Source organism: Thermochromatium tepidum ATCC 43061, from assembly GCF_009664085.1.
Classification (GTDB): Bacteria; Pseudomonadota; Gammaproteobacteria; order Chromatiales; family Chromatiaceae; genus Thermochromatium; species Thermochromatium tepidum.
This window is the reverse complement of sequence record NZ_CP039268.1, coordinates 1,014,056-1,040,127: the sequence shown is the minus strand read 5'-3', so window position 1 is coordinate 1,040,127 and position 26,072 is coordinate 1,014,056. Positions and strand designations below refer to the sequence as shown.

The following is a 26,072-nucleotide window of genomic DNA, read 5'->3' as shown; positions in this document are numbered from 1 at the left end:
CGCACAATCCTCATTGCAAGGCCATGAAACGCGCCGCGCCAAGCAGCGGTGTATTGGGTTGGAGGATGACGCGCACCGGCATCCGCCGCATCAACGAGCCCATGCGCCCCTTGTCAAAGAAGCCTTCCAGAAAGCCGCCCCGGCGCAGACAGGCGAGATTCTTCAGCGCGATCCCGCCGCCCAAATAGACCCCGCCGAGCGCCATGTGCTTGAGTGCGACATTGCCCGCCTCGCGTCCGTAGAGCCGCATGAAGAGATTCATGGTTTCACGACACAGCGGACAGCGCTCCTCGGCTGCGGCCTGGGCGATGATGGCCGCCGTGTCGCCACCGGCGTTGATGGCCGCCGACAACCAGTCCGGTACCTGAACGCCGTGATGAAAGCACAGGAACTCAAACAGGTTGACGATCCCCGGACCCGAGACGACCCGCTCCCAGCTCACCCGTCCGAAACGCGACTTGAGATGGGCCAGGAGCGCAAACTCTAGGTCATCTGCCGGGGCGAAGTCCGAGTGCCCACCTTCGGTGGCAAAGGCATGATGACGCAGCCCGTCCCAGAACAGCCCGGCCTGTCCGAGTCCGGTTCCGGCGGCGACCACGCAGGCATTGCCCTGACTGTGCGGATCGCCGGGATGGAGTTCGGCCAGATCGTCTGCGCCAAGGATGGGCACACCCCAAGCGACCGCCTCCAGGTCGTTGATCAGTTCCACACAGGTCAGGTCAAGGCCCTGCTCCAGGGACTCGGCATCCAGCACCCAGGGCAGATTGGTCGTTTCGCAGCGCTGGTCGTGCACGGGACCGGCGACGGCGAAGACCGCGAACCGGCAGTGGACGCCCGTCTCGAGCAGGTAACGCTGGACGATCTGATCGAGCGAGCCAAAGGAGGCGCTTGGATAGCGTCGGGTCTCGCTGAGTCGCACGGATCCGCCATCCGTCTCGGCCAGACCAAGGGCCGTCTTCGTGCCACCAATGTCACCTACCAACAAGCGCATATCCGGATCTCCAGTCACCTGGCGGCGAGCAAGCCGTCGCCCTCGGCGGGGATGAGGGCCGCCATCAGTGGGCGGAGATCATAGCAAGAGGCGCGCGTGACGGCGAAATTACCACCCGAGTGGGCGCCGCCCAGAACCCCGCCCGAACCCGGCAAGGGTACGGGCGGAAACACCAGAATCAAACGTCGAGCCGCTTATTGGCTCTTAGAGCTCTTGGTGCTTGGCTGGGTGGTGGCAGGATAGGCATAGCCCGGATAGGGGTAGTAGCCAGGATAGGCATAGACGGGGACGCCCCAATAGGGCACACCGTAGAAGGGCACACCGTAGGGATAGTAGCCACCATAGTAGGGATAGCCGTACCAGGGGCCACCCCAGGGGCCGTACCAGGGGTCGTACCAGGGGTCATCCCACCAGGGACCACCCCACCTGAAGGGGTTCCAACCCCAGAAGGCATTGGCAGGTAAGCTGGCGAGCGCGGAGGCTCCGGCCAGTGCCAAGGCCAGAAGGAGTCGCTTCATCGTCATCTTCAGATCCTCCACATTGAGAATACCGTTCCATCAGACTGCCTCATTCCTGCCCAAACAGGAACAACGCTGATGTCCTGCTTGACTGAGGACAGTTTCACTGCACCCTTGCAGGTGCAGCCAGAGCCGCCCTCATCCACAGGCTGACACGGCGGAACTCGCCGTAGGGCCGTTTAGGACGGCCAAGCCATACATACGCCAGAAATTTCTGGCCGCATTCATGTCCCGGTCTTAGGCTGCGCCACACCCCGGGCAGGGTCTATTGCCCTGTGGCGAGCGTCATGTCTTTCTACACCGCACCACAGACCGGGCAGGTCTTGCGGCGGGCAAACCAGAGATTCGCGACCACCACCCGCCCCGGCGCTTGGCCTTGTACTCCAAGGGGAAGCTGCGCAAGCCCCTTGACCTCGGGTACGACGGCATTCTAACGACGCTCGGCAAACCCATACAAGACGACTGTGCTACCGTTCAATCCCTTGATGAACGCCACTATCCCGAGCGCCTGCCCCATGTCCCAAGAGTATCCACTGCTCCTCGTCGATGCCTCTGGCTATCTGTTCCGGGCCTATCACGCACTGCCCAAGCTGACCAATTCGCGCGGCGAGCCGACCGGGGCCCTGGTCGGCGTGCTCAATATGCTGCGCAAGCTGATCGAGGATCAGCGGCCCGACTACATCGGTGTGGTCTTCGATGCCGGCGGTCGGGGGTTTCGGCATGAACGCTATCCAGACTATAAGGCCAATCGCCCGGCGCCGCCGGAGGATCTGCGCGCCCAGATCGAGCCGCTCCAGACGATCATCCGTGCCCTGGGGTTGCCGCTGCTGGTGGTCCCCGGGGTCGAGGCGGACGACGTGATCGGCACCCTGTCGACCCAGGCCGCGGCCCTGGGTCTGCCGACCCTGATCTCGACCGGGGACAAAGATCTGGCGCAGCTGGTCGATGAGCACGTCACCCTGGTCAATACCATGACCGGGACCTGGCTCGATCCGGCAGGGGTGCGCGAAAAGTTCGGTGTACCGCCCGAACGCATCGTCGATTATCTGGCCTTGATGGGCGATAGTGTGGACAACATCCCAGGCGTACCCGGGTGTGGGCCCAAGACGGCGGCCAAATGGCTCACCGATTACGGCGATCTCGATGGGGTCATCGCTCAGGCCGCCTCCATCAAGGGTAAGATCGGCGAGTCGTTGCGCACGGCACTCGACCAGTTGCCCCTGGCGCGCGAACTCCTGACCATCAAGCGCGATGTCGCCCTCGACTTCGGTCCGACCGATCTGCGACCGACCCCGCCAGACATTGCGACCCTGCGCGCCTGGTACGAACGTCTGGAACTGCGCCGTCTGTTGGCCACCCTCGATGGGATGGGGGTCGCAGGCGCACCGCCCACCCAGAGGCATCAGACCGGTCACGAACCCCAGTACGAGCTGGTCCTGACCGAGTCCGCCCTGGAGGCGTGGCTGGCGCGGCTGCGGACGGCCGAGCTCATCGCCCTGGACACCGAGACCACCGCGCTCGATGCCCGGCGGGCCGAGCTCGTCGGTATCTCGTTTGCGGTAGCACCCGGCCAGGCGGCCTATGTCCCGCTCGCCCATACCTATCCGGGCGCGCCCCAGCAGCTCGACCGCGACCTGGTCCTGGCGCGATTGAAACCGGTGCTGGAAGACCCCGACCGCCCCAAGGTCGGCCAAAACCTCAAGTACGACCTCACCGTGCTCGCCCGCTATGGGATCGAGCTGCACGGGATCGCCCACGACACCCTGATCGCGAGCTATGTGCTCGATAGCACCGCGCGCCACGATCTAGACTCGCTGGCCAAGCGCTTTCTCGGCCATGACACCATCCGTTTCAAGGACGTCGCCGGCACAGGCAGCAAACAGATCCGGTTCGATCAGGTCCCCCTAGAACAGGCCGGTCCCTATGCCGCCGAGGATGCCGAGGTCACACTCCGACTGCACCAGGTCTTGCAACCGCGCCTGACGGCGGTGCCCAAACTCGAACGGCTCTATCGCGAGATCGAGATGCCATTGGTGCCTGTGCTCGCGCGTCTGGAACGCGCCGGGGTGCTGATCGACGCCGAGCAGCTCGAATCCCAGAGCGCCGAACTGGCGCGCCGGATCCTCGAATTGGAGGAGACGGCCCAGCGGGTTGCGGGCCGGCGGTTCAATCTCGGCTCGCCCAAGCAGATCGCGGCGCTCTTGTTCGAGGAACTGGGGTTGCCGGTGGTCGCCAAGACGCCCAAGGGTGCCCCCTCGACCTCCGAGGAGGTGCTCGAACAGCTGGCCCAAGTCCACGAGCTGCCCCGGATCATCCTCGAACACCGCCTCCTCTCCAAGCTCAAATCGACCTATACCGACAAGCTACCACGCCTGATCGACCCCGCCACTGGGCGCATCCATACCTCTTATCATCAGACGGTCACGGCCACCGGACGGCTGTCGTCGAGCGATCCCAACCTCCAGAACATCCCGATCCGCACCGAGGAAGGACGACGCATCCGGCGTGCCTTCATCGCCGCACCCGGTCATCGTCTGCTCGCGGCCGACTATTCACAGATCGAGCTGCGGATCATGGCCCACCTCTCGGGCGATGCCCGTCTGCTCGCCGCCTTCGCCGCGGGTTTGGACATCCATCGTGCCACCGCCGCCGAGATCCTGGGTCTGGCGCCCGAGGCGGTGACCAGCGAGCAGCGCCGTTCGGCCAAGGCGATCAATTTCGGGCTCATCTATGGCATGTCGGCGTTCGGGCTCGCCCATCAGCTCGGGATCGAGCGTGCAGCGGCCCAGGCCTATGTCGAGCGCTATTTCGAGCGCTATCCCGGGGTGCGCGAGTTCATGGAACGCATCCGTCACCAGGCACGCGAATGTGGCTATGTCGAGACCCTGTTTGGTCGTCGCCTGCATCTGCCCGAGATTGGTCACAGCAACCAGACCCGCCGCGCCGCCGCTGAGCGGACCGCTATCAATGCACCCATGCAGGGTACGGCCGCCGACATCATCAAGCGTGCCATGATCGCAGTCGATGTCTGGATCGAGACGACAGGGGCGCCGGCCCGACTCATCCTCCAGGTCCATGACGAACTGGTGCTGGAGGTCGCCGAGACCGCACTTGAGGAGACCCGTGAGGCGGTGCGCGCGGCGATGGAGGGGGCCGCCGAGCTCGCCGTGCCCCTGGTGGTCGAGATCGGCAGCGGCGCCAACTGGGATGACGCCCACTGAGCTGGGAACCAAATCCGATTCCGATGGTCAGACAAAACGAGCGAAACGGGACCGGACATCTCCCCCCTGGATGACGGTCTCAACCCCGGCCCCCAGCCGGGGTTTACCCCCGAAGCCTCGACCCCGGACTTCGGGGGTCTTTGTTTGGTCGCTTCAAGGGGAAGCGAGCCTGCCCCAGCTGCTCCGGATCATCGCGCCGACCTCAGCGACAGGGCGTGAAGAAAGGATTGGCCATGGCCTCGCGACACTGAGCCCCGATGGACGATTCGGCCTGGATCTCGTCTTCCAAGGGCAAGGGCTCCTTGGACATTTCCAACAGCTCGCGCGCGAGTCGGCACGGCTCGCTGCCGGCACAGTCCGAACGCCCACCCTCGCCACAGACCCGGCTGACCAATTCCAGACAGGGGGCGGTATCCTGCTTTGGCTCGCGCGCTCGGTGCGGCGGTGCCTCGTTCCAGGTCTCCAGCATCTCAGGGTTCGGCACCGCAACGCCATCGCGGACGATGACGACTGAGCCATCGTCCAGACGATGCACGCCATCCCAAAGTGGCGTGCGTTGAGCGCCATCCAAGCGCCAGGCGCGGCGCGTGGCCGCATCCACCTCGACCCTGGAGCCGTCCGATAGGCGCGCACTCCAGTCGGCGGCCTGGGACTCCAGACTCAGGCCAAGCCAATACACCGACAAAATCCAAACAAACAACATTGAAGACCTCATGCCTTGATGCAGACCAGCTGTAAATTCAAGCGCGTTTAGGGAATGCGCCGGGAGACCTGGGTCGAGCCTGCCTGCGCGCAGATCGCTGATGGCCTTTCAGGACACCGCCCGCAATCGCGGTGCCGGCTGCAACTCGGGCATGGGCACTGGCTGGACGGGTTGCTCTGGTCGCTCATAAGAGACACGGACATTGCCGGCTCCCAACAGCCCACGCAACTGCTTGAGCAAGGCATCGGTCGGACGGACGCGCCAGGCGCTCCCCAGCTTAAGCTCGCCGACCGCACCGGGGCGACGGTAGATCAAGCGGATCGGCAGGCTTGTCTCGCGCGCCAGGTCGCGATGGGCAAGCAGGGTCGTGCGCAGTTCCTCGACCCGCTCCAGTCCGTGCGCATGGGCAGACGAATCGGACAGATCCAGTGTCAGGAGCAGGTGGTCGGCGGCGGTCGCGCGCGCCTCTTCGAGGGGGCGCACGCTGTCGGCGCGCAGCGACCAGGTATCGCGGAACTCGTCGAAGTTGAGCGTGCCCGTAAGGCTCAGGATCCGGTCGGCGACCAGCAGCTGACGCACCTGCTCATAGAGCTCAGAGAAGACCGTGGCCTCGATGCGTCCGGTGCGATCGTCGAGGAGCACCGAGCCCATACGTCCGCGCTGGGTCTTGCCGTGGCGCACACCGACCACCAGTCCGACGACGGTGTATTTTTCGCGACCTGACTGGGCGCTGCGCACAGGCAGGTCGCGGCGTCCGAGTTCGCGATCGGTCTCGAGCAAACGGGCGATGCGCACCGCGCCCATGGCCTTGAGCTCGTCTTCGTAGCGGTCGATCGGATGCCCGGTCAGATAGAGTCCAAGCGTCTCCTTCTCGCCCTGGAGACGCTGCTCATCCTCCCAGTCGGCGAGGATCTCAGAGGCGAGCTGCGGATCCGGCGCAGGCTGTCCACTGGGTTCGAGCAGGCCGAATAGATCGACCTGACCGGTGGCGCGGGTGTTGCGCGACTGCTCGGCGGCCTTGAGCGCCGGCGGCAGATGGTCCATGAGTGTGGCGCGGTTGGGTCCGAGTTCATCGAGCGCGCCGGCGCGGATCAGCGACTCCAGTACGCGGCGGTTGACCCGTTGCAGATCGATACGACCGCAGAAGTCCCAGAGGTCGCGGAAGGGTCCGCCGGCTCGACGCGCCTCTAGGATGGCCGCGATCGCCGACTCGCCCACGCCCTTGACCGCGCCCAGACCATAGACGATGGTCCTGTCATCGGCGACGCTGAAGCACTCGTCGGAACGATTGATGGCCGGTGGCTCGACCCGAAGCTTCATCATCCGGCATTCGTCGATCAGGGTGACGACCTTGTCGGTGTTGTCCATGTCCGCCGAGAGCACGGCCGCCATGAAGGCAGCCGGGTAGTGCGCCTTGAGCCAGAGGGTCTGGTAGCTGACCAGGGCATAGGCGGCACTATGGCTGCGGTTGAAGCCGTAACCAGAAAAATACTCCATCAAATCAAATATATGCGACGCAAGCTGGCCGTCGATCCCGCGTGCCCGCGCCCCCTGCTCGAAGGTCGCGCGCTGCTTGGCCATCTCCTCGGGCTTCTTCTTGCCCATGGCCCTTCGCAATAAGTCGGCACCACCCAGGGTATAGCCGCCCAACACCTGAGCGATCTGCATCACCTGCTCCTGATAGAGGATGATGCCATAGGTGGGCTTGAGGATCGGCTCCAGGTCCGGGTGCGGATAGGCAACCGGGGCGCGCCCATGCTTGCGTTCGATGAAGTCATCGACCATGCCCGATTGCAGCGGACCAGGCCGGAACAGCGCCACCAGCGCCGTGATGTCGTCGAAGCAGTCGGGCCTGAGCTTCTTGATCAGCTCCTTCATCCCGCGCGATTCGAGCTGAAACACCGCCGTCGTCTCGCAGCGTCTGAGCAGATCAAAGGCCTTGGGATCGCACGGGTCGATACACCCGAGGTCGAGCGGTGGCTCGCCCCGGGCGGCGCGCCCGGCATTGATGGTCTTGAGCGCCCAGTCGATGATGGTGAGGGTGCGCAGCCCCAAAAAGTCGAACTTGACCAGCCCGACCTGCTCGACGTCGTCCTTGTCGAACTGGGTGACCAGATTCGACCCACCCGGTTCGCAATAGAGCGGTACGAAATCGGTCAGCTTGGTCGGGGCGATCACCACGCCGCCGGCGTGCTTGCCGGCGTTGCGGGTCAGGCCCTCCAGCTTGCGCGCCAGGTCGAGGATGGTGCGCACCTCTTCGTCCTCCTCATAGGCGCGCCGGAGATCCTCGCTCTCCTTGAGTGCCTTTTCGAGGGTCATCCCCAGCTCGAAGGGCACCATCTTGGCGATCTTGTCGACGAAACCATAGGGATAACCCAGGACGCGCCCGACATCGCGCACCACCGCCTTGGCCGCCAGGGTGCCGAAGGTGATGATCTGCGACACCGCCTCGCGCCCGTATTTGCGCGTCACATAGTCGATGACCCGATCGCGCCCTTCCATGCAGAAGTCGATATCGAAGTCGGGCATGGACACGCGCTCTGGGTTCAGGAAGCGCTCAAACAGCAGGTCATGGGCGATCGGGTCGAGATCCGTGATCTTGAGCGCATAGGCGACCAGGGAACCGGCCCCAGAGCCACGCCCGGGCCCGACCGGGATGCCGTTGTCCTTGGCCCATTGGATGAAGTCGGCCACGATCAAGAAGTAGCCGGGGAAGCCCATCTGGATGATGACGGCGAGCTCGGTCTCGAGCCGTTCCTCATAGATCCGACGCCGCGCGGCATACTCGGGTGCGTTGCGATCGAGGATCCGCTCCAGACGCCGTTCCAACCCCAGACGCGACTGCTCGATGAAGAAGCTCTCCGTAGTCATGCCCTCGGGGACCGGGAACACCGGGAGAAAGGTCTTGCCGAGCTTCAGTTCCAGGTTGCAGCGCTTGGCGATCTCGACCGTGTTCTCCAGGGCCTCGGGCAGATCGGCGAACAGCTCGGCCATCTCGTCCGGGGTCCGCAGATACTGCTCTTCGCTGTAGTCGCGTGGGCGGCGCGGGTCGTCAAGGGTGCGGCCCTGATGGATGCAGACGCGCGCCTCATGGGCCTCGAAGTCTTCGGCGAGGAGGAAACGCACGTCATTGGTCGCCACCACGGGCACACCGCGCCGCAGCGCCAGGTCCACACTGGCCTCGATCAGCTCACCTTCCTGGGGGCGACCGGTGCGGATCAGCTCCAGGTAATAGCGGTCCTCGAACACCGACAGCCAGGCATCGAGGCGCTGCTCGGCCAGCTCGTCCCGACCCCTGAGCAAGGCCTCGGCCACGTCGCCGCGCGTCCCCCCCGAGAGCGCGATCAGGCCCTGATGCGCCTCCAGGATCCAGTCGCGTTCGACCTGGGCCAACCCCTGATGTTGACCCTCGATGAAGCTGCGCGAGACGAGCTGCATCAGGTTGTGATAGCCCGTCTCGTCCTGGACCAGCAGGACCAGTCGGTACGGGCGGTTGGCGTCCTCGGGGTTGCGCACCCAGAGATCGGCGCCGGCGATCGGCTTGACCCCGGACGCTATGGCCGCCTTGTAGAAGCGCACCAGCCCGAACAGATTGCACTGGTCGGTGACGGCGACCGCCGGCATCCCGGCCGCTGCGACCGCCTTGACCAGGGGCTTGAGACGCACCAGGCCATCGACCAGCGAATACTCGGAATGCAGATGCAGATGAACAAAGGTTGGGTCCACGGAAGTCCTGCACGACGGCTGAGAAGCGGGGCGACCCCAGAGCGAGGGGCGCTAGTCTAACGGTCCTGCCCCAGCCTTCCGAGCTGGAAAAATCCATCGAAATCGGGTTTGAGATAGGTACCAAACGTAGGGGCACGGAAAGCCTCGATGGATCCGTGACTTGCGTGGAAGATGTCGAAGGGAGGCATGTCGTTCATGCCACCATGATCGGCGACGCGAGGATCACGGCGATCGGTGGCGAACGCTCAGCGGGCGTTTGGGCACCTCGGCCATCAGGGTACCAGGGTGTCGGATAGCAAGCCCCACCGTTTAGGGAAACACTGAATCAATCGCGACTCCCCGAATCGCGGCTAAGGCCACTCCCACCCAATCCATAGGTGGTAGGAGCAACTTTAGCCGCGAGCAGAATAAATCAGTGTTTCACTCGGGCGGGGCAGGCCGGACGTCAGTCAGGCCAGAATGCCGATCAGAAGGATCGCCGCAAAGATGGCGCACAGCGGACCGGCCAGCCACAGCGTAACCTGACTGAGCCGACGCCCGACGACGAAGCGCAAACCGACGATAGCCAGAATCAGCCCCAAAACGCCGGCCACCATGCCGGAGAAGAAGAGCATCTGGACGCACTCGGTCTGACAGGTGCGTCCATCGTAAGGCCCAGAGAGCATGGCCGCCGCGCTCAGGACGGTCAGCGCCCAGCCGGCCAGGGTGAACAGGATCGCAGGCAGTGAAGCGACATTCATCATCCTCTCTCCTCCATTTAATAGTCGTCTCTTCGGGCAGTAAACGAGATTCGTCGTAGAGGCCCTCGCAGGCAAAGTCGTTTCAGTCGATGCTCATCGAGCGGTCGCTCCATAGACCTCCCAGCTCTGACGCACCCGTCCGGTCAGAAAAGATCGTGCCGGATCCACCAGGGCGCGTCCGGCGATGGCAGTTCGCCCCAGCAGCATCCTAAACAGCATGGTCTCACGATTGGTCAGGGTCAGCTCGATCGGCCACTGCCGATCGGCCAGCACCAGCCGGGTCGAGATGACATAGCGCTCCTCGCGATGTCCGCCCGAATCCGCGACCAGCCGCCGGTCGATCACCATGGCCTCGCTCTGGACGACAATATCGGTGCGTCGCTGGATCGGGTGCACGCTGAAGCGCGCATATAGCTGTCCATCGCGCCTCAGGGTATCGACCTCGAACGCATGCAGGGTCGAGGTGCGTGCGCCCGTATCGACCTTGGCCTTGATCGCCGGTATCCCCAGCTCGGGCAGGGCCAGCCATTCGCGCCAGCCCAGGATCAAGTCGAATGAGGTAGACGCGGAATCAGGCATCAAGAAGGTTTCACCCGCGCGGCTCACATTGGCGCGAGGAGAAAATAAACCACGCCCGCCGCCCCCAAGCCAAGCACGATCGCCAGCGCGATGAGCGCATAGACCGGACCCAGTGACGGGAGTCGTTGCTCCAACGACTGGATGGACTGCTGCGCTGTCGCCAGTGCGGCCTCCAGATCCTCCCTGGACTCGCGTCGCGCCATGGCCGCGGCCTTGCGGGCGATCTCGTCAGCGTCGGAGTGCCCCTGGGCGACGTTTGCCGTCGCCCGGGTCAAGGCGTCAGCGATTCGCTTGTCGACCCATTCCTGGACATGAGCGCGTTCGGTCTGGATGGCGCGCTTGATGAGATCGGGTAGGGTCTCGGTGGCCAGGCGCGTCGAGATCGCCTGGAGATCGGCCATGGTCGGCTGGGGCGGCAGCGCCCGCTTGGCCGACTGCTCGGCGGCTTGACGCTCATCGAGCAGGTGCTTGGTCTCAGTGAGAATCGCCTCACTCAAGTCACGCCTCAAGGCCTCCAGCATCGGCGCGAGCAGATGGGGCAGACGTTCTTGCAGACGGGATTCAAACACTTTGATGACGGCGTCTTCCGACAATCCCGGTGGCGCCACCTGGGTCGCCGGCGCCACCTCAGCTGCAGGCACGGCAGCGCTGGGGGCGGCGATCTCGGCTTGCAGCCGCTTGATCAGCTCGGGCAGCAATTCGGGGGCCGCCGATTTGGGCAGGATACCGAAGACACCCTTGTCCTGAGCTGTAGCGATGAACTCGGGTTCTTCGTGCGAGGTGCACATGATGACCGGAATGGCGGCCGTGCGCGGATCCTTGCGGATGATCTCCAGGGCCTCAAAGCCATTGAGCCCCGGCATCATGTGGTCCATGAAGATCGCATCGGGAAGGGCGCCCTTGAGCTTCTCGAAGGCCTCCTCGGCCGACTCGGCCATCTCGACCTCGGCCCCGTGCTTCTGAAGTTGCAGCCTAAGCGCATAACGCGCCGATCTGGAGTCGTCGACCAGGAGTATCTTCATTGGTCCATAGTTCCCATGATCATAATGAACGGGTTGACGCAAGCCCAGCTGACCAAACAGGGTCGTTCGCTGAGTCAAACCACGCCAAGCGGACAATCGGATAATCCAAACATGCCTGACATCAGTCCCGAATTCCAGTGTTTCGCCTCGGACGAGCAGGTCGCAGAGACGGCGACCCGCCGCCTGCTCGCCGCCGCCGAGCACGCCATCGCCGAGCGCGGACGTTTTCAACTGGTGCTTGCCGGCGGACGCACCCCCCTGGCAGTCTATCGCCTGCTCGTCGAGCAGCCGGCGGATTGGGCATCCTGGCATCTCTTCTTCGGCGACGAACGCTGTCTGCCGGCGGACGATCCGGAGCGCAACAGTCTAGCCGCGCGAGAGGTCTGGCTCGATCGGGTGCCGATCCCACCGGACAATATCCACCCGATCCGCGCCGAGCTGGGTGCCGAGCCGGCCGCTGCGCACTATGCCGAGCTGATCCGCGACCGGCTCCCCTGGGATCTGGTGCTTCTTGGGCTGGGCGAGGACGGGCATACCGCCAGTCTCTTTCCAGGCCACCCAATCCCGGACGAGTCCCTGGTGATTCCCGTCCATGATGCGCCCAAGCCACCGCCCGAACGTGTATCCCTGACGCCCCAGGCCCTGGGATCGAGTCGGGCCATTTTGATCCTGGTCACGGGGCGAGGCAAGCGTGAGGCGCTGGCCCGCTGGCGTGCCGGGGCGGATCTCCCGATCGCCAAGATCGTCACCTCTGGTCATCTGGAGGTACTGATGGATGCCGAGGCGGCGGGCGACTGAGGCCACGCGCCTAGTCACATTCAACGAGCGCTCAGGGGCGCGCGGCGTGGTGCGATTCGGCGTCCAGGACGGCTTTCCAGGCCGGATGTGCGGCGATCAGATCGAGCGCCTGGGCCAGGAGCCTGCGTCCCGGCTCCATCTTGAACCAGGTCGAGGCACCGGACGGATGCGGAAGCGGGATGACGTCGGCCACCCAGCCCATGGGCGAGCGATAGGTCCACTGCTTGCCGATGACATCGTTGAGGCGCGGCACCGGCATGAGTTGCGCAATGGCGAGCTTGCCGACCGGCAGCAGCAGACGCGGGCGCAACAATTCAAGCTCGCCGCGCCACCAGCGCGCGCAGCGCTCGATCTCGTCACGATCCGGCACTCGGTCGCCGCCCTTGGGATTCTTGCCCGGAAAGCAGCGACAGACCGCGCTCATCAGGATGCGGGCGCGAAAGGCGGTCTCGTCGAGTCCGAGCGGGGCGAACCAGCTAAAGAGCGTCTTGCCGGCGGTCCAGCAGAAGGGCTTGAGCTGCTCGATCTCGCGCGTGCCGGGGGCCTGCCCGATCAGCATCACGGGCGATAACACCGACTCGCTGTGGACCGCCGGTCCGTACATCTTGGGGCAGCGGCAGCAGGTCTCCAACTCGGCGTGCAGGGCAAGCAGCGCGGCTTGGCGCGTGTCGCGTTCAATCATCGTGTTCGGCCATCCGGTGCTTAATTAATGCTTGGTCGTCTCGCTTGAGATTCGTTTTGGCGGCGATATTGGGCGCGGCATGACCAGGTGCGCGAAGCGAAAGCCCTGGCCATGCGGTCGGGGGGATCCTGTTGTTGGTCGAGGAAGCGCGGGGGCCTTCTCAGGACTGGCCCTTGCCCCAGGTGTCGCGCAGACCGACGGTGAGATTGAACACCGGACGCTCGGGCGTCGAGTCCGGATCGACGACGAAATAGCCCTCGCGCTCGAACTGGAAGCGCTCACCCGGTCGAGCATCGCGCAGACTCGGCTCCAATCGGGCGCCGGTCACGACCCGCTTGGACTGCGGATTGAGATCGGCACGATAGTCGCTCCCGCCCGCACCCGGCATGGGCACCTTGAACAATCGGTCGTAGAGCCGAACCTCGGCCGAGACGGCGTGCTCGACCGCGACCCACTGGATCACGCCCTTGACCTTGCGCCCCTCGGGATCCTTGCCCAGGGTGTCGAGATCGACCCAACACCTTAGCTCGACCGGCTCGCCGTCTGCGTTCTTGATCACCTCATCGCAGCGGATCACATAGGCCCCGCGTAGCCGCACCTCGCCGCCCGGGACCAGCCGCTTGAAGCCCTTGGGCGGGGTCTCCTCGAAATCACTGCGGTCGATATAGACCTCGCGCCCGAAGGGCAACAGGCGGGTGCCCAGTGTGGGATCCTTGGGGTGATTGGCCAGCTCGACATACTCGGTCTGACCCTTGGGATAGTTGGTGAGCACCACCCGGAGCGGATTCAGGACCGCCAGCCGACGCGGGGCATGGGCATCCAGATGCTCGCGGATTGCGTTCTCCAGCATCGCCATCTCGACCCGGTTGTCGGACTTGGTGATGCCGATACGCTCGCAGAAGGTGCGGATCGCCACCGGTGTATAACCGCGCCGACGCAGCCCGGCGAGCGTCGGCAGGCGCGGATCGTCCCAACCATCGACATGCCCCTCGCTGACCAGCTCGGTCAGCCGGCGTTTGCTCATCACGGTGTATTCGAGATTGAGCCGGCTGAACTCGATCTGGCGCGGGCGGCTTGGCACCGAGACATGGGCGAGCACCCAGTCGTAGAGCGGGCGATGGTCCTCGAACTCCAGGGTACAGAGCGAGTGTGTGACCCCTTCGAGCGCGTCTGAGATCGGGTGTGTGTAGTCATAGGTCGGATACAGACACCAGGCGGTGCCGGTCTGATGATGGACCACGCCGTGCTTGATGCGGTAGAGCACCGGGTCGCGCAGATTGATGTTGGGCGAGGCCATGTCGATCTTGGCGCGCAGGGTGCGCGCGCCATCCGGGAACTCGCCGGCCCGCATCCGTTTAAATAGATCCAGGTTCTCGGCCACCGAACGCTCGCGCCAGGGGCTGTTGCGGCCCGGCTCGGTCAGGGTACCGCGATAGGCGCGGATCTCCGCGGCGGATAGGTCACAGACATAGGCGAGCCCTTTTTCGATCAGCTCGATCGCGAAGCCGTAGAGTTGCTCGAAATAGTCCGAGGCGAAATAGAGCCGCTCACCCCAGTCGAAGCCCAGCCAGCGCACATCGTTCTGGATCGCGGTGACGAACTCAGGGCTCTCTTTGTGCGGATTGGTGTCGTCGAAACGCAGATTGCAGACCCCGCCTAGGGATTCGGCCAGGCCGAAGTTGAGCACGATCGACTTGGCATGCCCGATGTGCAGATAGCCGTTCGGCTCGGGCGGAAAGCGGGTGACGATCCGGTCATGCTTGCCGGAGGCCAGATCCGCCTCGGCGATTTGACGGATGAAATGGGTGCGGGGCGACTCAGGGGCGTCAGTCATGGTGTCTCGGCGGGTTGGAGGGTGAACACAATCGATCCATTTTAAACCGCGCGACCAGGCCCGTCTTGATGGATCATGCGGGTTCGTCGGACACTCGGCCCGACGCCGACCAATCGACCATACCCGCGAGGATATCGACCATGCTGATCCGCTTCGACACCCCAGCCTATGCCACCCTCACCATGTTCGGTGACGTGGCCATCACCCTCATCAAGCTGATGGGGCACAGCGGTACGGTGCCGGGCGCGCTGCTGGCCGAGGACGTGCCGGCGGCGCTCGAACGCCTCAAGCGCGCCGTTGCCGAGCATCCGGAGGCCACCCTCGACCCGGAGCCGCGCCCAGGTGATGATTCCCCTCGCGTCAGCCTGGCCCATCGCGCCTTGCCCCTGATCGAACTGCTGAGCGCCGCCGCGCGCGCGGGCGAGAACGTGATGTGGGAGTAGGCGCCGTGTTGCGTATCCGAACGGCTTACGGCAGCATGGCGACTCCGACGTGCGACCGTCGAGCGATAACCCATCGAGGAAGGCACATGGACTCTCTGGCGTGCGAGGCACCGCGATGAAGACACTGCCGAAGGGGGGGAACGCGCCGCTATCGAGCGCGGGCGGGGTGCGCGTCGAACTGTGCTGGCCGTCGGGGTGCGACAGCCTGGACCCTGTGTGTCTTGCCGTCGGTGCCGACGGGCGGATTCCGAGCGAAGACTGGTTCGTGTTCTATAACCAGCCCCAGGCCCCCGGCGGGGTCGTGGCGCTGTCGATGCCGTCGTCCGGTCGCGCCGAGATACGCATGCAACTGGAACGCCTACCGGGCGTGATCGATCGCCTCGTCATCGCCGCTGCACTCGCGCAGGGCTCGTTTCGCGACCTGATCGGTGCCCGACTGACGGCCGCGCCTGCGGCGGGTGAGCCGCTCGTCTTCGAGCTGACCGAGGCCGAGGATGAGCAGGCGCTGATCCTCGCCGAGCTCTATCGCCACGCCGGCGGCTGGAAGCTGCGCGCCGTGGGTCAGGGCTTTCGCGGCGGGCTCCAGACCCTGGCCGAGCATTTTGGCGTGACCGTCGCCGATGCGGGGCCGTGGGGGGAGACATCGGCCCCACCGTCGAGCGATCTGAGGCTCGATCCCCCAACCCCGCCCCCTCCGATCCCGCTCGAATCCACGCCCCCACCGCGCCGCCGCCCACGCCGGCTGATTTGGTCCCTGACCCTGTTGATCCTGCTCATCGCCGCGGTTGGTGCCCTATGGTCCTTCAGACCCGACTGGCGGGCGCTCCCTGATGCGCTCTGGACAAGGCTGCATGACCATCTCCTCGACCGCGCACCGCCGACGGTCCTGCTCGATGCCCCGCAACCGCCCCCCCCTGCCGGCGCCGAGACCGAGGCCGGCCCCCCCAGGTCACGCCCGAGCGCACTGTCCTATCAGGCGCCGACCTGCCCCTGGGGCGATCCACAGGTGTTCGAGCGCTATCACGCCCTCGGCGAGAACTATGTCCGCATCCTGCAACGCATCGAACGTAGCAACAAACTCCTAGGCAAGTGGCGCAACGAACTGCGTCAAATGACGGCCGGTTGCGCGGACCCCTTCATCGAAGGCAACCGCCAGGAGGTCGAGCAGCTGGGTCAACTGCCGATCAACGCCTGGATGGATGAAGCGACCACGCTCAACAACTGTGCCGGATTGCTGATCAAGCGTCTCGATAAGGAATTAAACCAGGAGTCCAGGCCCATCATCCTCCAGCGCCTGGTGCGCGAGGCCGACCGCGCCCGCAATCTCGAATCGGACCTGACCGACATCGCACGCGATCTGGCCTATCTGCGCAACAAGACCGCGCGTCTGATCAACGGCTTTCAGGAGAACATCGAGGCCTGTGGCCACTGAGGGTCGCGGCCCCGCCTATCGACGAGAAGCAACAACCAACCACGAGGGATCCAGATGCCCGACCGTTTCAAGCCAGCGCGCGTCCCACTCCGGCTCGGTCTGTTATGCGCCCTGCTCCTGAGCGCGCCGCTCTGGGCACAGGAGGGCCAGTACAGCACCCGCAACCCCAACCGCAGCAATCCGACCCTCATCCTCGAGGCCGAGATGTCCAACATCCGCGCCTCCAGCGCCCAGCTCGGCGCACGCATCCAGACGGCGATGGAGAAGCTCGAGGAGGTCGCACGCCTGACCTCAGAGCAGGAGAAGGAGGCCCAGGTCGATAGCCTGTTCTTTACCCTGCGCGACGAGGTCTATGGCGTGCTCAACAAGCTCGATCTCAACAGCGACTTCGCCGACGCCCTCAACCGCGCCAAGGAGGGGACCATCGTGCTCAAGAGCTGGTACGAGCGCCAGCCGCCCGACTATCCCAACCGCGAGCAGAGCATCGCCCAGCTCGAACGCGCCATCCAGGAATACGACATCGTCGAAGAACGTCTGAATCAGAGCCGCGCCCTGGCCCAGGAGAAGCTCTCGACCATCATGCGCCAGCACCGGGTGATCCTGCAGGAGATGAAGATCGGCAAGGTCTTGGAGGCCATCGCCGCTGCGCGCTCGGTGGTCGAGGGCCTAAACGACATCACCCGGGCCATGGCGGTCGTCGAACAAAAGACCCAGCAGAGTCTGCAAGCCTCGATCCCCATCGCCAATTGAGAGGAACCGCCCATGATGAAGAACCCCTCCGCCCTGCTGCTCGCCGGTCTCCTGGCGCTCGCCGGTACTGCCGGTCTCGCCCAAACCGCCGACCAGCCCGACATGGGCCGACTGTTCGAGAAGGTCAATGCCGTGGCCACCCAGCTCCAGGAAAATCTGAACGGGCTGGAGGCCAGCATCCAGGCCAGCCGCGATTCGATCGAGAAGGGCGGCGAGGTGCTCGACGCCATGCTCGAATCGGTCCGGCGCGTCCATGCAAGCATGGCCGAGGACAGCGAGATCTGGACCGAGCTCGACGCCCTACTCAAGCTCTGGGAGGAACGCCGCAAAGAGACGCTCGCCAAATCCGAATCCAATCCGGCCTTCCAGCCGATCGCCCAGGCCTGGCAAGGCCGGCTCGACACCGGGCGCCAATTGCGCAATCAGATCAGCACCGAGCGTGCCAATTCGCTGGCACTGATGCGTGCCATCGAGTCCGATCGCGACATCGTGCTTGCCTACTATGAACTGGGTCAGGCCGACAAGGCGATCGAGAATCTCCAGAAGGTCAGTGCCAATCTGACGAGCCTGAATGAGAACATGCAGGTCATCGTCAAGACGGCGAGCGACGTTCAACGGATGCCGATCGCGCAATGACGCCGTGACACCCAAGACCCCGACATCGCCTGTCGACCAGGCCGCCGGGCTGTTCTCCGAGCGCCAGATTGCCCGGCCGCTGACCGTCGCCGTGCTCATCACCCTGGCGCTCTATCCGACCCTGATGCACTTTCTAAAACCGGATGCCCTGCCCGACTGGATCGGGCGCTATCTGGACAACGGCTACTGCCGTTTCATGCTCGCGCTGTTCGTGGTCAGCGCGCTCTATGCCGTCCTGCACTATCTGGGGCTCCAGCGCGAGCGACGCCGCCTGATCGGGTCCGGCGCCCCCTCCACCCCATCGCGCCTCCAGGACTGGATCGACTTTCTCTCCGGACACGACCAGGCCGACGCCGAGTGGGTGGCGGCTCGGCTGAGCCGCTGGCCTGACCAAACCCAGGCGCGCGAGGACTTGACCCATCTGAGCGACGCCCTGCTCCTGATACGCGACCGGCAGCATCAGCACAACTTTGCCCCCATCGGTTTTGCCATCTGGGTACTCCCCATGCTTGGGTTCATCGGCACAGTGCTCGGCATCACCCAGGCCATCGGCGGATTGTCCGACAGTGTCGCGGTCACGGATGTCGCTGGGGGCGGATTCGACGGCGTACTCGCTGGGCTCCAGTTCGCCTTCGACACCACCTTGGTCGGTCTGGTGCTGGTGATCCCCCTGATGCTGGCCCTTCTGGTCTTGCGCGCGCGGGCCCAGACGCTCGACATGCTCTATTACCAGCGGTTGCTCGACCGGCTGTTCCCCGATGCCGCCGAGCGCCGCGCGGATGACTGATGCATCGCCGCCCATCCCCATCACTGATGCCGGAGCCGAATCTGCTGCCCTTTCTCGACCTGGTCTTGGCCTTCGTCGGCATCCTGATCGTCGTCTTTTCCCTGCAAGCCCCCAACCGGCCTGAGACCGGTCGACCGCTGGCGATCGACGACCTGGTCATCTGCCAGGCCGATGGCGCGGTGATGCTCTACGCCGGACCCGACGCCGAGCCCCGCCTCTATCGCGAGGCCGAACTCGATGCACTGCTCACCCGACTCGCGACCCAGGGTGAGGGCGTCCGCAACCTGGTCTTTGCGCTCACCCAAGACTGCCTGGGTACCCGCCGCGCCTTCGAGGACACCTTCAGCCGCTTCACCCGTCGGCTCGACCCAAACGCAGAAACACGCCGCGCGTTCCGGCTGAGCTTCCGTCCGCTGTCGAAGGCCCCCGAGGCCCTACCCCGCCTGCTGAACGAGTGGCGCGGTCATGGAGACGGTCATGGAGACTGAGGAGCAAACCCCGAGCGCCTTTCTCGACATCGCCACCAATCTGCTGGCGATCCTGCTGATCCTGACCCTCTTTGCACTGGCCGCACCGCGCCAGTTCACCGAAGGGGCCAGCCAGCTCCCGGCCCGTCCGAGCACCGGGCTGCGCTTCGTCGCGCCGCAGCGCGAGCGCTTTCCACCCTTCTCGCGCTTCTATGTCGTGCTCGCCGACCGCGTGACGGTCTGGGATCAGGAGGCCGTGGTCGCCGCGCTGGCCGCAGCGCCGCATACACACTCAGGCACTACTCGGCAGGGCCGCTTCGACTGGCAGCCCGAGTGGCTGGTGACACGCGATATCGATGGCTTCCAGTTGCGCTTCTGGTTCGATCGTGACGCCCTCCTGAGCCAATCCACGCCCTGGGGCGTCGAACAGACCGAGCGACTGGTCGATGAGCTGGCCCAGGACGCGGCACGCAATCGGATCGCGCCCGTCTTCATCGTCTATCCCGACGGTCTGGAGACCTTCGTGCCGATCTATGAACGGCTACAGGCCAGGGGGCAGCGGTTTCGCTGGTTCACCCAGCGCCCGGACGAACCCCTGCTGATCGGGCGTCATGTCGCGCAGTTCACGCATTACAGCCTTTATTGGTAGCCCGATGGACCCGCGCTGTCTGGGTACCCCACTCATGCCGCGCCTGGCTACCCTGGGGCTGTTGATGGTCTTGGGCGGCGTGCTCTGGGGGCTGGCGCGTGCCCCGGATCGATCCGCCGCCCTGGCTGAACTCGGTGATTCGGTCGAGGCCCGCCAGTCCATCGCGGCCTGGGAGTCGCTTTGGTCGGAGCTGGCCGAGCGCGGTGTTGCAGCCCTGAATCCGGCGACGAACGATGCGTCGCGCCGTGCGGCGGGTGACACTGTCTTCATGCGCTATCGCAATCTTTGGGGTCCGATCGACGATGACGCACGTCTAGCCTTTCAGCTCGCGGCGCTCAGTGGCGATCCGGCACGCAAGCTCGCCCTGATCGAACCCTTGACGCGGTCCGAGAACCCCTTGATCCGTTTCCGCGCCCATCTGGAGCTGGCGCGTCTCCAGCGACGTCTCTTGGATTTTGAGGCGGCACGCATGGCCGCACGAGCGGCGCTGGCGGTGCCGGATCTGCCCGAACGGCTGAGCGCCGATGCCTGGTTCATCCTGGCTGATAGCGCCTGGGAGCAGGATCGGCTCGACGAGGCCGAAATAGCGCTCAATGCCGCGATCGCCGCCGACCCGGGGTTCTGGGACGCACGTCGCCTGCGACTCGAGGTGCTAGCGCGTCAGTTGGCTCGACCACGCCAGACTGGGGCCGTCTGTCTCGACCGCACCCGGCGCATGATCGAGGATCTGGGCGCCCTGCCGACCTTGGCCGAGGATCAGACCCAGTTTCGCGATCTCGCCGACCGCTTCGCGCGTCAGGATACGATGCCCCATGTCGCGCTCGCCCTGATCGTGGGGCTGGGCTATCGCTGGTCGGGCGATACGGAGCGCGCGCGGGTCATACTAGAGAACGCCGAACGGTTGCATGGACAGCTACCGCACGGATGCGAGCGACTGATCCTGAAGCGGATCTCGGGGTTGTTGGAACCGGCATCGACCCCGGGGCAGCCACCATGAGCACAGTGATCCTGCTCGGTGGATGGATCGTGCTGCTCGGGACTGCCGGCTGGTCTCCAGGCCACGCCAGACCCTGGATACGCTGGTCGGCCCTGGGTCTGATCCTCGTCACCCTGTTGGTCTCGGATCTCTGGCAGGCGGTGGTGCGAGCACTCCAGGGCCATGAGAGCCCTCCGCTGGGGGGACCGGATGCGGCCTATCTCAGCCTCTGGATCCTGGTGTTGCTGCCGATCCTGAACCGCCGGCTCGATGCTGGTACCCTGGGTGCGACCCTGCTCAGTGGACTGGTGGCGGGCGCGGCCTTTGGTCTAGCACAGGAGAGCGCGTCGCTGATCCTGATGGGATGGGCCGGACCAGATCCGGGTCAGACCTCTGACCGAATCACGGCCGGTGTCCATGTCATCCTGGGACTGGCCGGACTCAGCCTACGCTGTCTGCTGGATCATCCAACCCAGGATTGGTCTTGGGCGCGATTTCACTGGGACTACCCGGTCTGGTATGCCGGATTGATTGCCATGCAGCAAGCCGCGGCGCCCTAGACGCACCTGAGGTGCTGTCGCCCCGGGATTGTGGGATACTGATATCCTTACCCTCAGCCGAGGAGCCCAAGATGGCAGATCACACCTATCGCCTCCCAGGCCTGTATGCCGAGCCGTGTGGTGATGGCCCCTTCGGACGGGCCTCCCCGGCTCTTGCGTCCATCCTTAGCCCCTGACCGCCACAGACCAGATGCCCCACCGCCCCCAGCCATTAAGACGCCTGCGGACCCTGACATGGGCAGGTCGCGCGCACGCGACGGGACTCAGGCTCCTTGCCCTCGTGTTCTGGGCGGCTTCGGCGAGCGCCCAGGCCGACTGGTTTCGTACCGACGAGCAGCGCGCCTATGATCTCTATCGCGCCGGTGATTACGCGGGCGCCGCCGAGTCGTTCAGCGATCCCTATCGGCGTGGCGTGGCACTCTATCGCGCGGGCGAGTATCGACAGGCCGAGCGTGCCTTTGCTCAGGCCCAGGGTGGCCCGTTCGACGAAGAGGCCCGTTACAACCTAGGCAACGCGCGCTTCAAGCTCGGCGATTATACGGGCGCCGCCGAGGCCTATGAATCCGTGCTCGCCTCCAATCCGTCGCACGATGACGCCGCCTACAATCTGGCCCTGACCCGCGCCATGCTCGCGCGCCTGGAGCAGGAGCAATTCCGCAAACGGACCGAGGAGACCAAAACCGAGGAGGACAAACAAGAGGCGCAACAGACACAAGACGAACGCAAAGATCAGACCGGGCATCGCCGGGAATCCCAGGGGCGCGAATCCTTTGCCGAGGAGCAGAAGGAGCAGGAGCAAAAGCAAACGACCGAACAGCAAAAACAGGAATCGTCCCAGCAGCAACAGTCGTCCCAACAACAGCAGTCCAGCCAGAGACAACAGAGCCAACAGCAGCAGGGCGAGCAACGGCAGTCCGGTGGCGAGGGCAAGCCGCAGGAATCGAGCGAATCCGGTTCCGAGTCCGAGCAACAGGAAGGCCAGGAGGGCACTGGCCAACAAGCTGGGCAAAGATCGCAAAAGGGCGAGTCCGGCGGTGAGTCGTCTGAGACCAGCGCCGGTCGCGAGCAGGGCAGCAGTCAGGGTACAGGTGCCGACAACCAGGAGCAGTCCGGCGGGCGCGGCGACCAGACTCAGGAGACGACAGGTACAGCCGGCGAACCTGGCGAAGATAGCGATCAGACGCGCGGTGAGCGCGGCGAAACACGCGACCGGCAGTCCAGCGAGCGTCCGGACGAACAGCAGGCCGACCGTGATCAGACCAGACACGGCCACGACGCCACCGAGCAGGATGCACGCGGCGCCGAGCGCGAAATCCGCCCCGAGGGCGAACTCGAACGACGCCAAGACGGATCGGGCACCGAGAGCGAGGAACGCGGCAAGCGCACGTCCGAGCAGACCAAACCCGACACGGACGAAGCCAGCGGCGGCCAGGAACAGCGCAAGGATCAGCCGGGCGGTCGACAAGATGATCCTTCCGCGCCCGGTCGCTCAGGTCAAAAACCCAGTATCGACGAGCACGAACGCGGCAGCGAGGTCAGTCGGCGTGAGCGCCGCGACGAGCGTTCCGGCGGCGGCGAGGGCGAGCCACCCGGGTCCAGTCGCCCCAGCCGTGCAGGCGGTCGTTCCGAACGCGCCGACATGCACCCTCCGGGTTCGCTCGACTCCAGTCAGACCGAGGCCGTTAACCAGTTCGACCAGCTCGGACTCCAGCCCGGCGATGAGCGCGCGTCCGAGACGCGCAAGGGGCAGATGCCTGCGCTCGACGGACTCAGACTCATGGGCGGACCCGGCATGGCGATCATGGAACAGCGGCTCCAGCAGATCCAGGGTGATCCCAGCCTATTGATGCGTAATCAGTTCCGAATCGAGGAGATGCGCCAGCTGCCCGGAACGACCAGCCAATGGCGGGAGACGCGCCCATGGTGATCCCGACCGAGACGTCCAGGCGCATGGTGCTTCCGGCCGTCGCGGCCCTGATCGCCGCAAGCGGCCCGATCGCTGCCCAGCCCTACGCTGGTCAACCCTATCCGGGGCCTTCGCGACCACCGTATTACGCCCCGTTCTATAACGGCCAGCCCTACTACGGTCAGCCGCCGCTGCCGACACCGACCCAACCACAGCCCCCGGCTTGGCCGACGCCCGATCAGCCGCCGCTGCCGAGCCGAAGCCCCGCGCCCGCTCAGCCGCAACCGCCTCAGACTCAGCCCTGGCCGGTTCAACCTTCACCCCAGTCGGCGCCACCGCCGCTGTCGTCTCAACCCGGCACGTCTCAATACCGCCCCATCCCGCCGAGCCATGCCCAGGGCGTGCCACCCAGCTATCCACCGCTGTCGTCTACCCCGGGACATTGGCCGGCTCAATCACCCCAAGGCTATCCCTCGGGTTACGCGCCCGGTTCGGCGCAACCGACCGCCGCCCGCGCCCCGACGCTCGAATGGTCGTTGGAATTCGCCGACCCCTATCTGCAACAGCCGACCCTCCTCCAGCTCGCGGTCGTCAGTCGCGACAACCCAAGCAGCATCAATCTAGAACTGCCGAACACGAGTGACGCCCTGATCAAGACCCTCAAGGGGCCGAGCACCGAGACCCGCTCCCATCAGGGTCAGCAGGAGATCCTCAATCGCTTCGTGCTCACGGTGGTTCCGCTGCGCACCGGCGACCTGGAACTGCCGCCACTCAAGGTCACGGTGATTCTGGCCGGCCTGGGATTCAGCCAGCGCTACGAACTGAGCACCGAGCGCCCCATTCGTTTGCAGGTGCGCCCCCCCATGACCTCGGTACGCCCCTGGCTGCCGCTCAAGTCGCTGACACTCAAATCCAGCCTCGATCGCGAAGGCCCGCTGGAACCGGGGCAACCCGTGACCCTGGCGCTGGAGATCGCGGCCGTCGGCGGCATTGCCGTCCAGCTCCCGAGCCTGGAGAATCAGTTGACAGGTCCAAACCTGCGGGTCTATCGCGAACAGACACTCACCACGACCGAGCTCTCCCCGGACGGACGCGAACTGCTCGCCACCCGCACCGAGTACTACACCCTGGTACCACAGACCGGCGGGCGCATCACCCTGCCTGAGATGAGTCTTGCCTGGTGGAACGTCGACCTGGGCCAGCGCGAGGTCGCGCGTCTGCCGCTCAAGACGCTGGATGTGCGTGGCGGTGGACCCTTCGGCCTCTCGGCGGCGACCCTGGCCGCCTCGCCCTGGGCCAGGCTCTGGATCCCGATCACCGGCATCCTGCTGCTGATCGGCGGCTACTGGTTGGGGGTCTTCTATCGCGGACGGGTGCTGGATCTGGGGCGCGACCTGTTGCGCTTGACCGGACGCGGCCTGAGTGCCGGCTATCGACTGACGGCGACCTGGATCGGACCGCGTCTGCGTCCGCTGGCGCCCTCGACCCTGTTTACGCGGGGGCGCGAGCGGCTGTGGCGGGCGCTTCCGTCCGGCTGGCATGTCATCGCTCGGGTACGCCATGCCAATCACGCCGTCCGACCGGACGACTGGTATCCGCGCTTTGCCGCTGCTCAGCACGGTGTGGATGTGCTCAGGGGCACAGGCAACCAGCCCGGCGTCATCGCGTATATCCAAGCCCATCGGCCGGGTGTCGATCCGGTGCAACTTGCGCGCCTCTTGAGCCAACTGGACGCCGCCGTCTATGGCGGCGCGCCGCTCGACTTCTCACGCTGGAAACGCGCCTTTCTGCGTCAGGTGCGTCTTGGCCCGGGTGTCGGGCGGTCTGCGTCGGGGCGGATCCGCTGGGCGGGCTTGCCGGTGCTCAATCCGCGCCCGGCCTGAGCAGGTGTCTTGGTCTATCGCATGAGGCGCATGGCGACCCGGCTGATGCCTCTCGGTCGATCAGTCTGGCGCTGGAGCCGACGTCTGGTGACAGGGTTCGTCTTGATAAGCCTGGCGCTGGTGCTCAGTCTGCGCTGGATCGATCCGCCCGTCTCGGCCTTCATGCTGCGTCATGCGCTCAATGTATGGCGTCTGGATCAGACCCCGCCCTACTATCGGCAGATCTGGATCGATTGGACACACATCCCCGCCAGTATCAAGCTCGCGGCCATCGCCGGCGAGGATCAGCGCTTTCCGAATCACCTCGGGTTCGACCTGATCGAGATCCGACACGCTATCCGCGCCTATCTTAAGGGCGGGCGGTTGCGCGGGGCCAGCACCATCAGCCAGCAGACGGCCAAGAACCTCTTTCTCTGGCCCGGCTCGGGCTGGGAACGCAAACTGGTCGAGGGCTGGTTCACGCTCCTGATCGAGATCCTGTGGCCAAAGGAGCGCATCCTCGAGGTCTATCTCAACATCGCCCAGTTCAGCCCCGGGACCTATGGCATCGAGGCGAGCAGTCAACGTTATTTCGGCTGCTCAGTCGGCGAGCTGACACGCCAACAGGCGGCGCTCCTCATCGGCGTACTGCCTGCCCCCGGCAGCCATCGGCTCGATCACCCATCCGGACAGCTCCAGCGCCGGGCCGAGTGGATTCTCGATCAGAGCCGGCGACTTGGCGGCGAAGCCTATCTGCGGCGGCTTTAGCATTCGGCACGGGGGTTGCCGC

At 65.1% G+C, this 26,072-nt stretch carries 23 protein-coding genes; 14 read left to right on the top strand and 9 right to left on the bottom strand.

Annotated features, from left to right (window positions below; genetic code table 11):
- Window positions 1–10: 10 nt before the first annotated feature.
- Window positions 11–991, bottom strand: a complete 981-nt coding sequence (glk, locus tag E6P07_RS04835) for a glucokinase (RefSeq protein ID WP_153974572.1) — start codon at window positions 989–991, stop codon at window positions 11–13.
- Between the two features lie 194 nt (window positions 992–1,185).
- Window positions 1,186–1,509, bottom strand: a complete 324-nt coding sequence (locus E6P07_RS04830) for a sulfur globule protein CV3 (RefSeq protein ID WP_343031243.1) — start codon at window positions 1,507–1,509, stop codon at window positions 1,186–1,188.
- A gap of 515 nt (window positions 1,510–2,024) precedes the next feature.
- Here E6P07_RS04830 and polA point away from each other — a divergent pair.
- On the top strand, window positions 2,025–4,730 hold the full coding sequence (gene polA / locus E6P07_RS04825; RefSeq protein WP_153976141.1) for a DNA polymerase I: 2,706 nt from the start codon (window positions 2,025–2,027) through the stop codon (window positions 4,728–4,730).
- 202 nt (window positions 4,731–4,932) lie between these two features.
- On the opposite strand, the gene E6P07_RS04820 is transcribed toward polA, so the two are convergent.
- The 5 genes from E6P07_RS04820 to E6P07_RS04800 form a co-directional block, all read right to left on the bottom strand.
- Complete coding sequence (locus E6P07_RS04820) at window positions 4,933–5,433, bottom strand: hypothetical protein (protein WP_153974570.1); 501 nt, start codon at window positions 5,431–5,433, stop codon at window positions 4,933–4,935.
- 108 nt (window positions 5,434–5,541) lie between these two features.
- The gene (dnaE, locus tag E6P07_RS04815) at window positions 5,542–9,159 is read right to left on the bottom strand and encodes a DNA polymerase III subunit alpha (RefSeq protein WP_153974569.1); all 3,618 of its coding nucleotides are present in this window, start codon (window positions 9,157–9,159) and stop codon (window positions 5,542–5,544) included.
- 449 nt (window positions 9,160–9,608) lie between these two features.
- The gene (locus E6P07_RS04810; RefSeq protein WP_153974568.1) at window positions 9,609–9,899 is read right to left on the bottom strand and encodes a hypothetical protein; all 291 of its coding nucleotides are present in this window, start codon (window positions 9,897–9,899) and stop codon (window positions 9,609–9,611) included.
- A gap of 93 nt (window positions 9,900–9,992) precedes the next feature.
- Entirely contained in the window at window positions 9,993–10,478 is a 486-nt protein-coding gene (locus tag E6P07_RS04805; RefSeq protein WP_153974567.1) for an ATP-dependent zinc protease family protein, read from the bottom strand.
- 23 nt (window positions 10,479–10,501) lie between these two features.
- Entirely contained in the window at window positions 10,502–11,500 is a 999-nt protein-coding gene (locus E6P07_RS04800; protein WP_153974566.1) for a response regulator, read from the bottom strand.
- Between the two features lie 111 nt (window positions 11,501–11,611).
- Between E6P07_RS04800 and pgl the strand changes: the two genes are divergently transcribed.
- Entirely contained in the window at window positions 11,612–12,298 is a 687-nt protein-coding gene (gene pgl / locus E6P07_RS04795; protein ID WP_153974565.1) for a 6-phosphogluconolactonase, read from the top strand.
- 31 nt (window positions 12,299–12,329) lie between these two features.
- Here pgl and E6P07_RS04790 read toward each other — a convergent pair whose 3' ends face one another.
- Both E6P07_RS04790 and E6P07_RS04785 read right to left on the bottom strand, forming a co-directional pair.
- Window positions 12,330–12,980, bottom strand: coding sequence for a uracil-DNA glycosylase family protein (locus tag E6P07_RS04790; protein WP_153974564.1), 651 nt, complete (start codon window positions 12,978–12,980; stop codon window positions 12,330–12,332).
- A 160-nt stretch (window positions 12,981–13,140) separates the two neighbouring features.
- Window positions 13,141–14,814, bottom strand: coding sequence for a glutamine--tRNA ligase/YqeY domain fusion protein (locus E6P07_RS04785; protein WP_153974563.1), 1,674 nt, complete (start codon window positions 14,812–14,814; stop codon window positions 13,141–13,143).
- A gap of 140 nt (window positions 14,815–14,954) precedes the next feature.
- Between E6P07_RS04785 and E6P07_RS04780 the strand changes: the two genes are divergently transcribed.
- The 12 genes from E6P07_RS04780 to mtgA all read left to right on the top strand — a co-directional run bounded on the left by E6P07_RS04780 (window position 14,955) and on the right by mtgA (window position 26,050).
- The gene (locus E6P07_RS04780) at window positions 14,955–15,257 is read left to right on the top strand and encodes a DUF1840 domain-containing protein (protein ID WP_153974562.1); all 303 of its coding nucleotides are present in this window, start codon (window positions 14,955–14,957) and stop codon (window positions 15,255–15,257) included.
- Between the two features lie 115 nt (window positions 15,258–15,372).
- Window positions 15,373–16,689, top strand: a complete 1,317-nt coding sequence (locus tag E6P07_RS04775) for a TerD family protein (RefSeq protein WP_153974561.1) — start codon at window positions 15,373–15,375, stop codon at window positions 16,687–16,689.
- Window positions 16,690–16,743: 54 nt separating this feature from the next.
- On the top strand, window positions 16,744–17,439 hold the full coding sequence (locus tag E6P07_RS04770) for a hypothetical protein (RefSeq protein WP_153974560.1): 696 nt from the start codon (window positions 16,744–16,746) through the stop codon (window positions 17,437–17,439).
- A gap of 15 nt (window positions 17,440–17,454) precedes the next feature.
- Window positions 17,455–18,075, top strand: coding sequence for a hypothetical protein (locus E6P07_RS04765; RefSeq protein WP_246172930.1), 621 nt, complete (start codon window positions 17,455–17,457; stop codon window positions 18,073–18,075).
- 4 nt (window positions 18,076–18,079) lie between these two features.
- On the top strand, window positions 18,080–18,862 hold the full coding sequence (locus E6P07_RS04760; protein WP_153974558.1) for a MotA/TolQ/ExbB proton channel family protein: 783 nt from the start codon (window positions 18,080–18,082) through the stop codon (window positions 18,860–18,862).
- Entirely contained in the window at window positions 18,862–19,350 is a 489-nt protein-coding gene (locus E6P07_RS04755; protein WP_153974557.1) for a hypothetical protein, read from the top strand. Before E6P07_RS04760 ends, E6P07_RS04755 begins: the two co-directional genes overlap by 1 nt.
- A complete protein-coding gene (locus E6P07_RS04750; protein ID WP_246172929.1) occupies window positions 19,328–19,978 on the top strand; it encodes a hypothetical protein in 651 nt (216 codons plus the stop codon). The genes E6P07_RS04755 and E6P07_RS04750 overlap by 23 nt, the downstream gene beginning before the upstream one ends.
- A 4-nt stretch (window positions 19,979–19,982) precedes the next feature.
- Window positions 19,983–20,975: a hypothetical protein gene (locus E6P07_RS04745; protein WP_246172928.1), complete on the top strand. Its 993-nt coding sequence runs from the start codon at window positions 19,983–19,985 to the stop codon at window positions 20,973–20,975.
- Window positions 20,972–21,514: a hypothetical protein gene (locus tag E6P07_RS04740; protein WP_153974555.1), complete on the top strand. Its 543-nt coding sequence runs from the start codon at window positions 20,972–20,974 to the stop codon at window positions 21,512–21,514. Before E6P07_RS04745 ends, E6P07_RS04740 begins: the two co-directional genes overlap by 4 nt.
- A 280-nt stretch (window positions 21,515–21,794) precedes the next feature.
- A complete protein-coding gene (locus E6P07_RS04735) occupies window positions 21,795–23,441 on the top strand; it encodes a tetratricopeptide repeat protein (RefSeq protein ID WP_162008605.1) in 1,647 nt (548 codons plus the stop codon).
- Window positions 23,435–25,303 carry a BatD family protein gene (locus tag E6P07_RS04730; RefSeq protein WP_153974553.1) on the top strand — a complete coding sequence of 623 codons (1,869 nt, stop codon included), beginning with the start codon at window positions 23,435–23,437 and terminating at the stop codon, window positions 25,301–25,303. Before E6P07_RS04735 ends, E6P07_RS04730 begins: the two co-directional genes overlap by 7 nt.
- A 45-nt stretch (window positions 25,304–25,348) precedes the next feature.
- Window positions 25,349–26,050: a monofunctional biosynthetic peptidoglycan transglycosylase gene (mtgA, locus tag E6P07_RS04725; protein WP_246172927.1), complete on the top strand. Its 702-nt coding sequence runs from the start codon at window positions 25,349–25,351 to the stop codon at window positions 26,048–26,050.
- Window positions 26,051–26,072 lie beyond the last annotated feature (22 nt).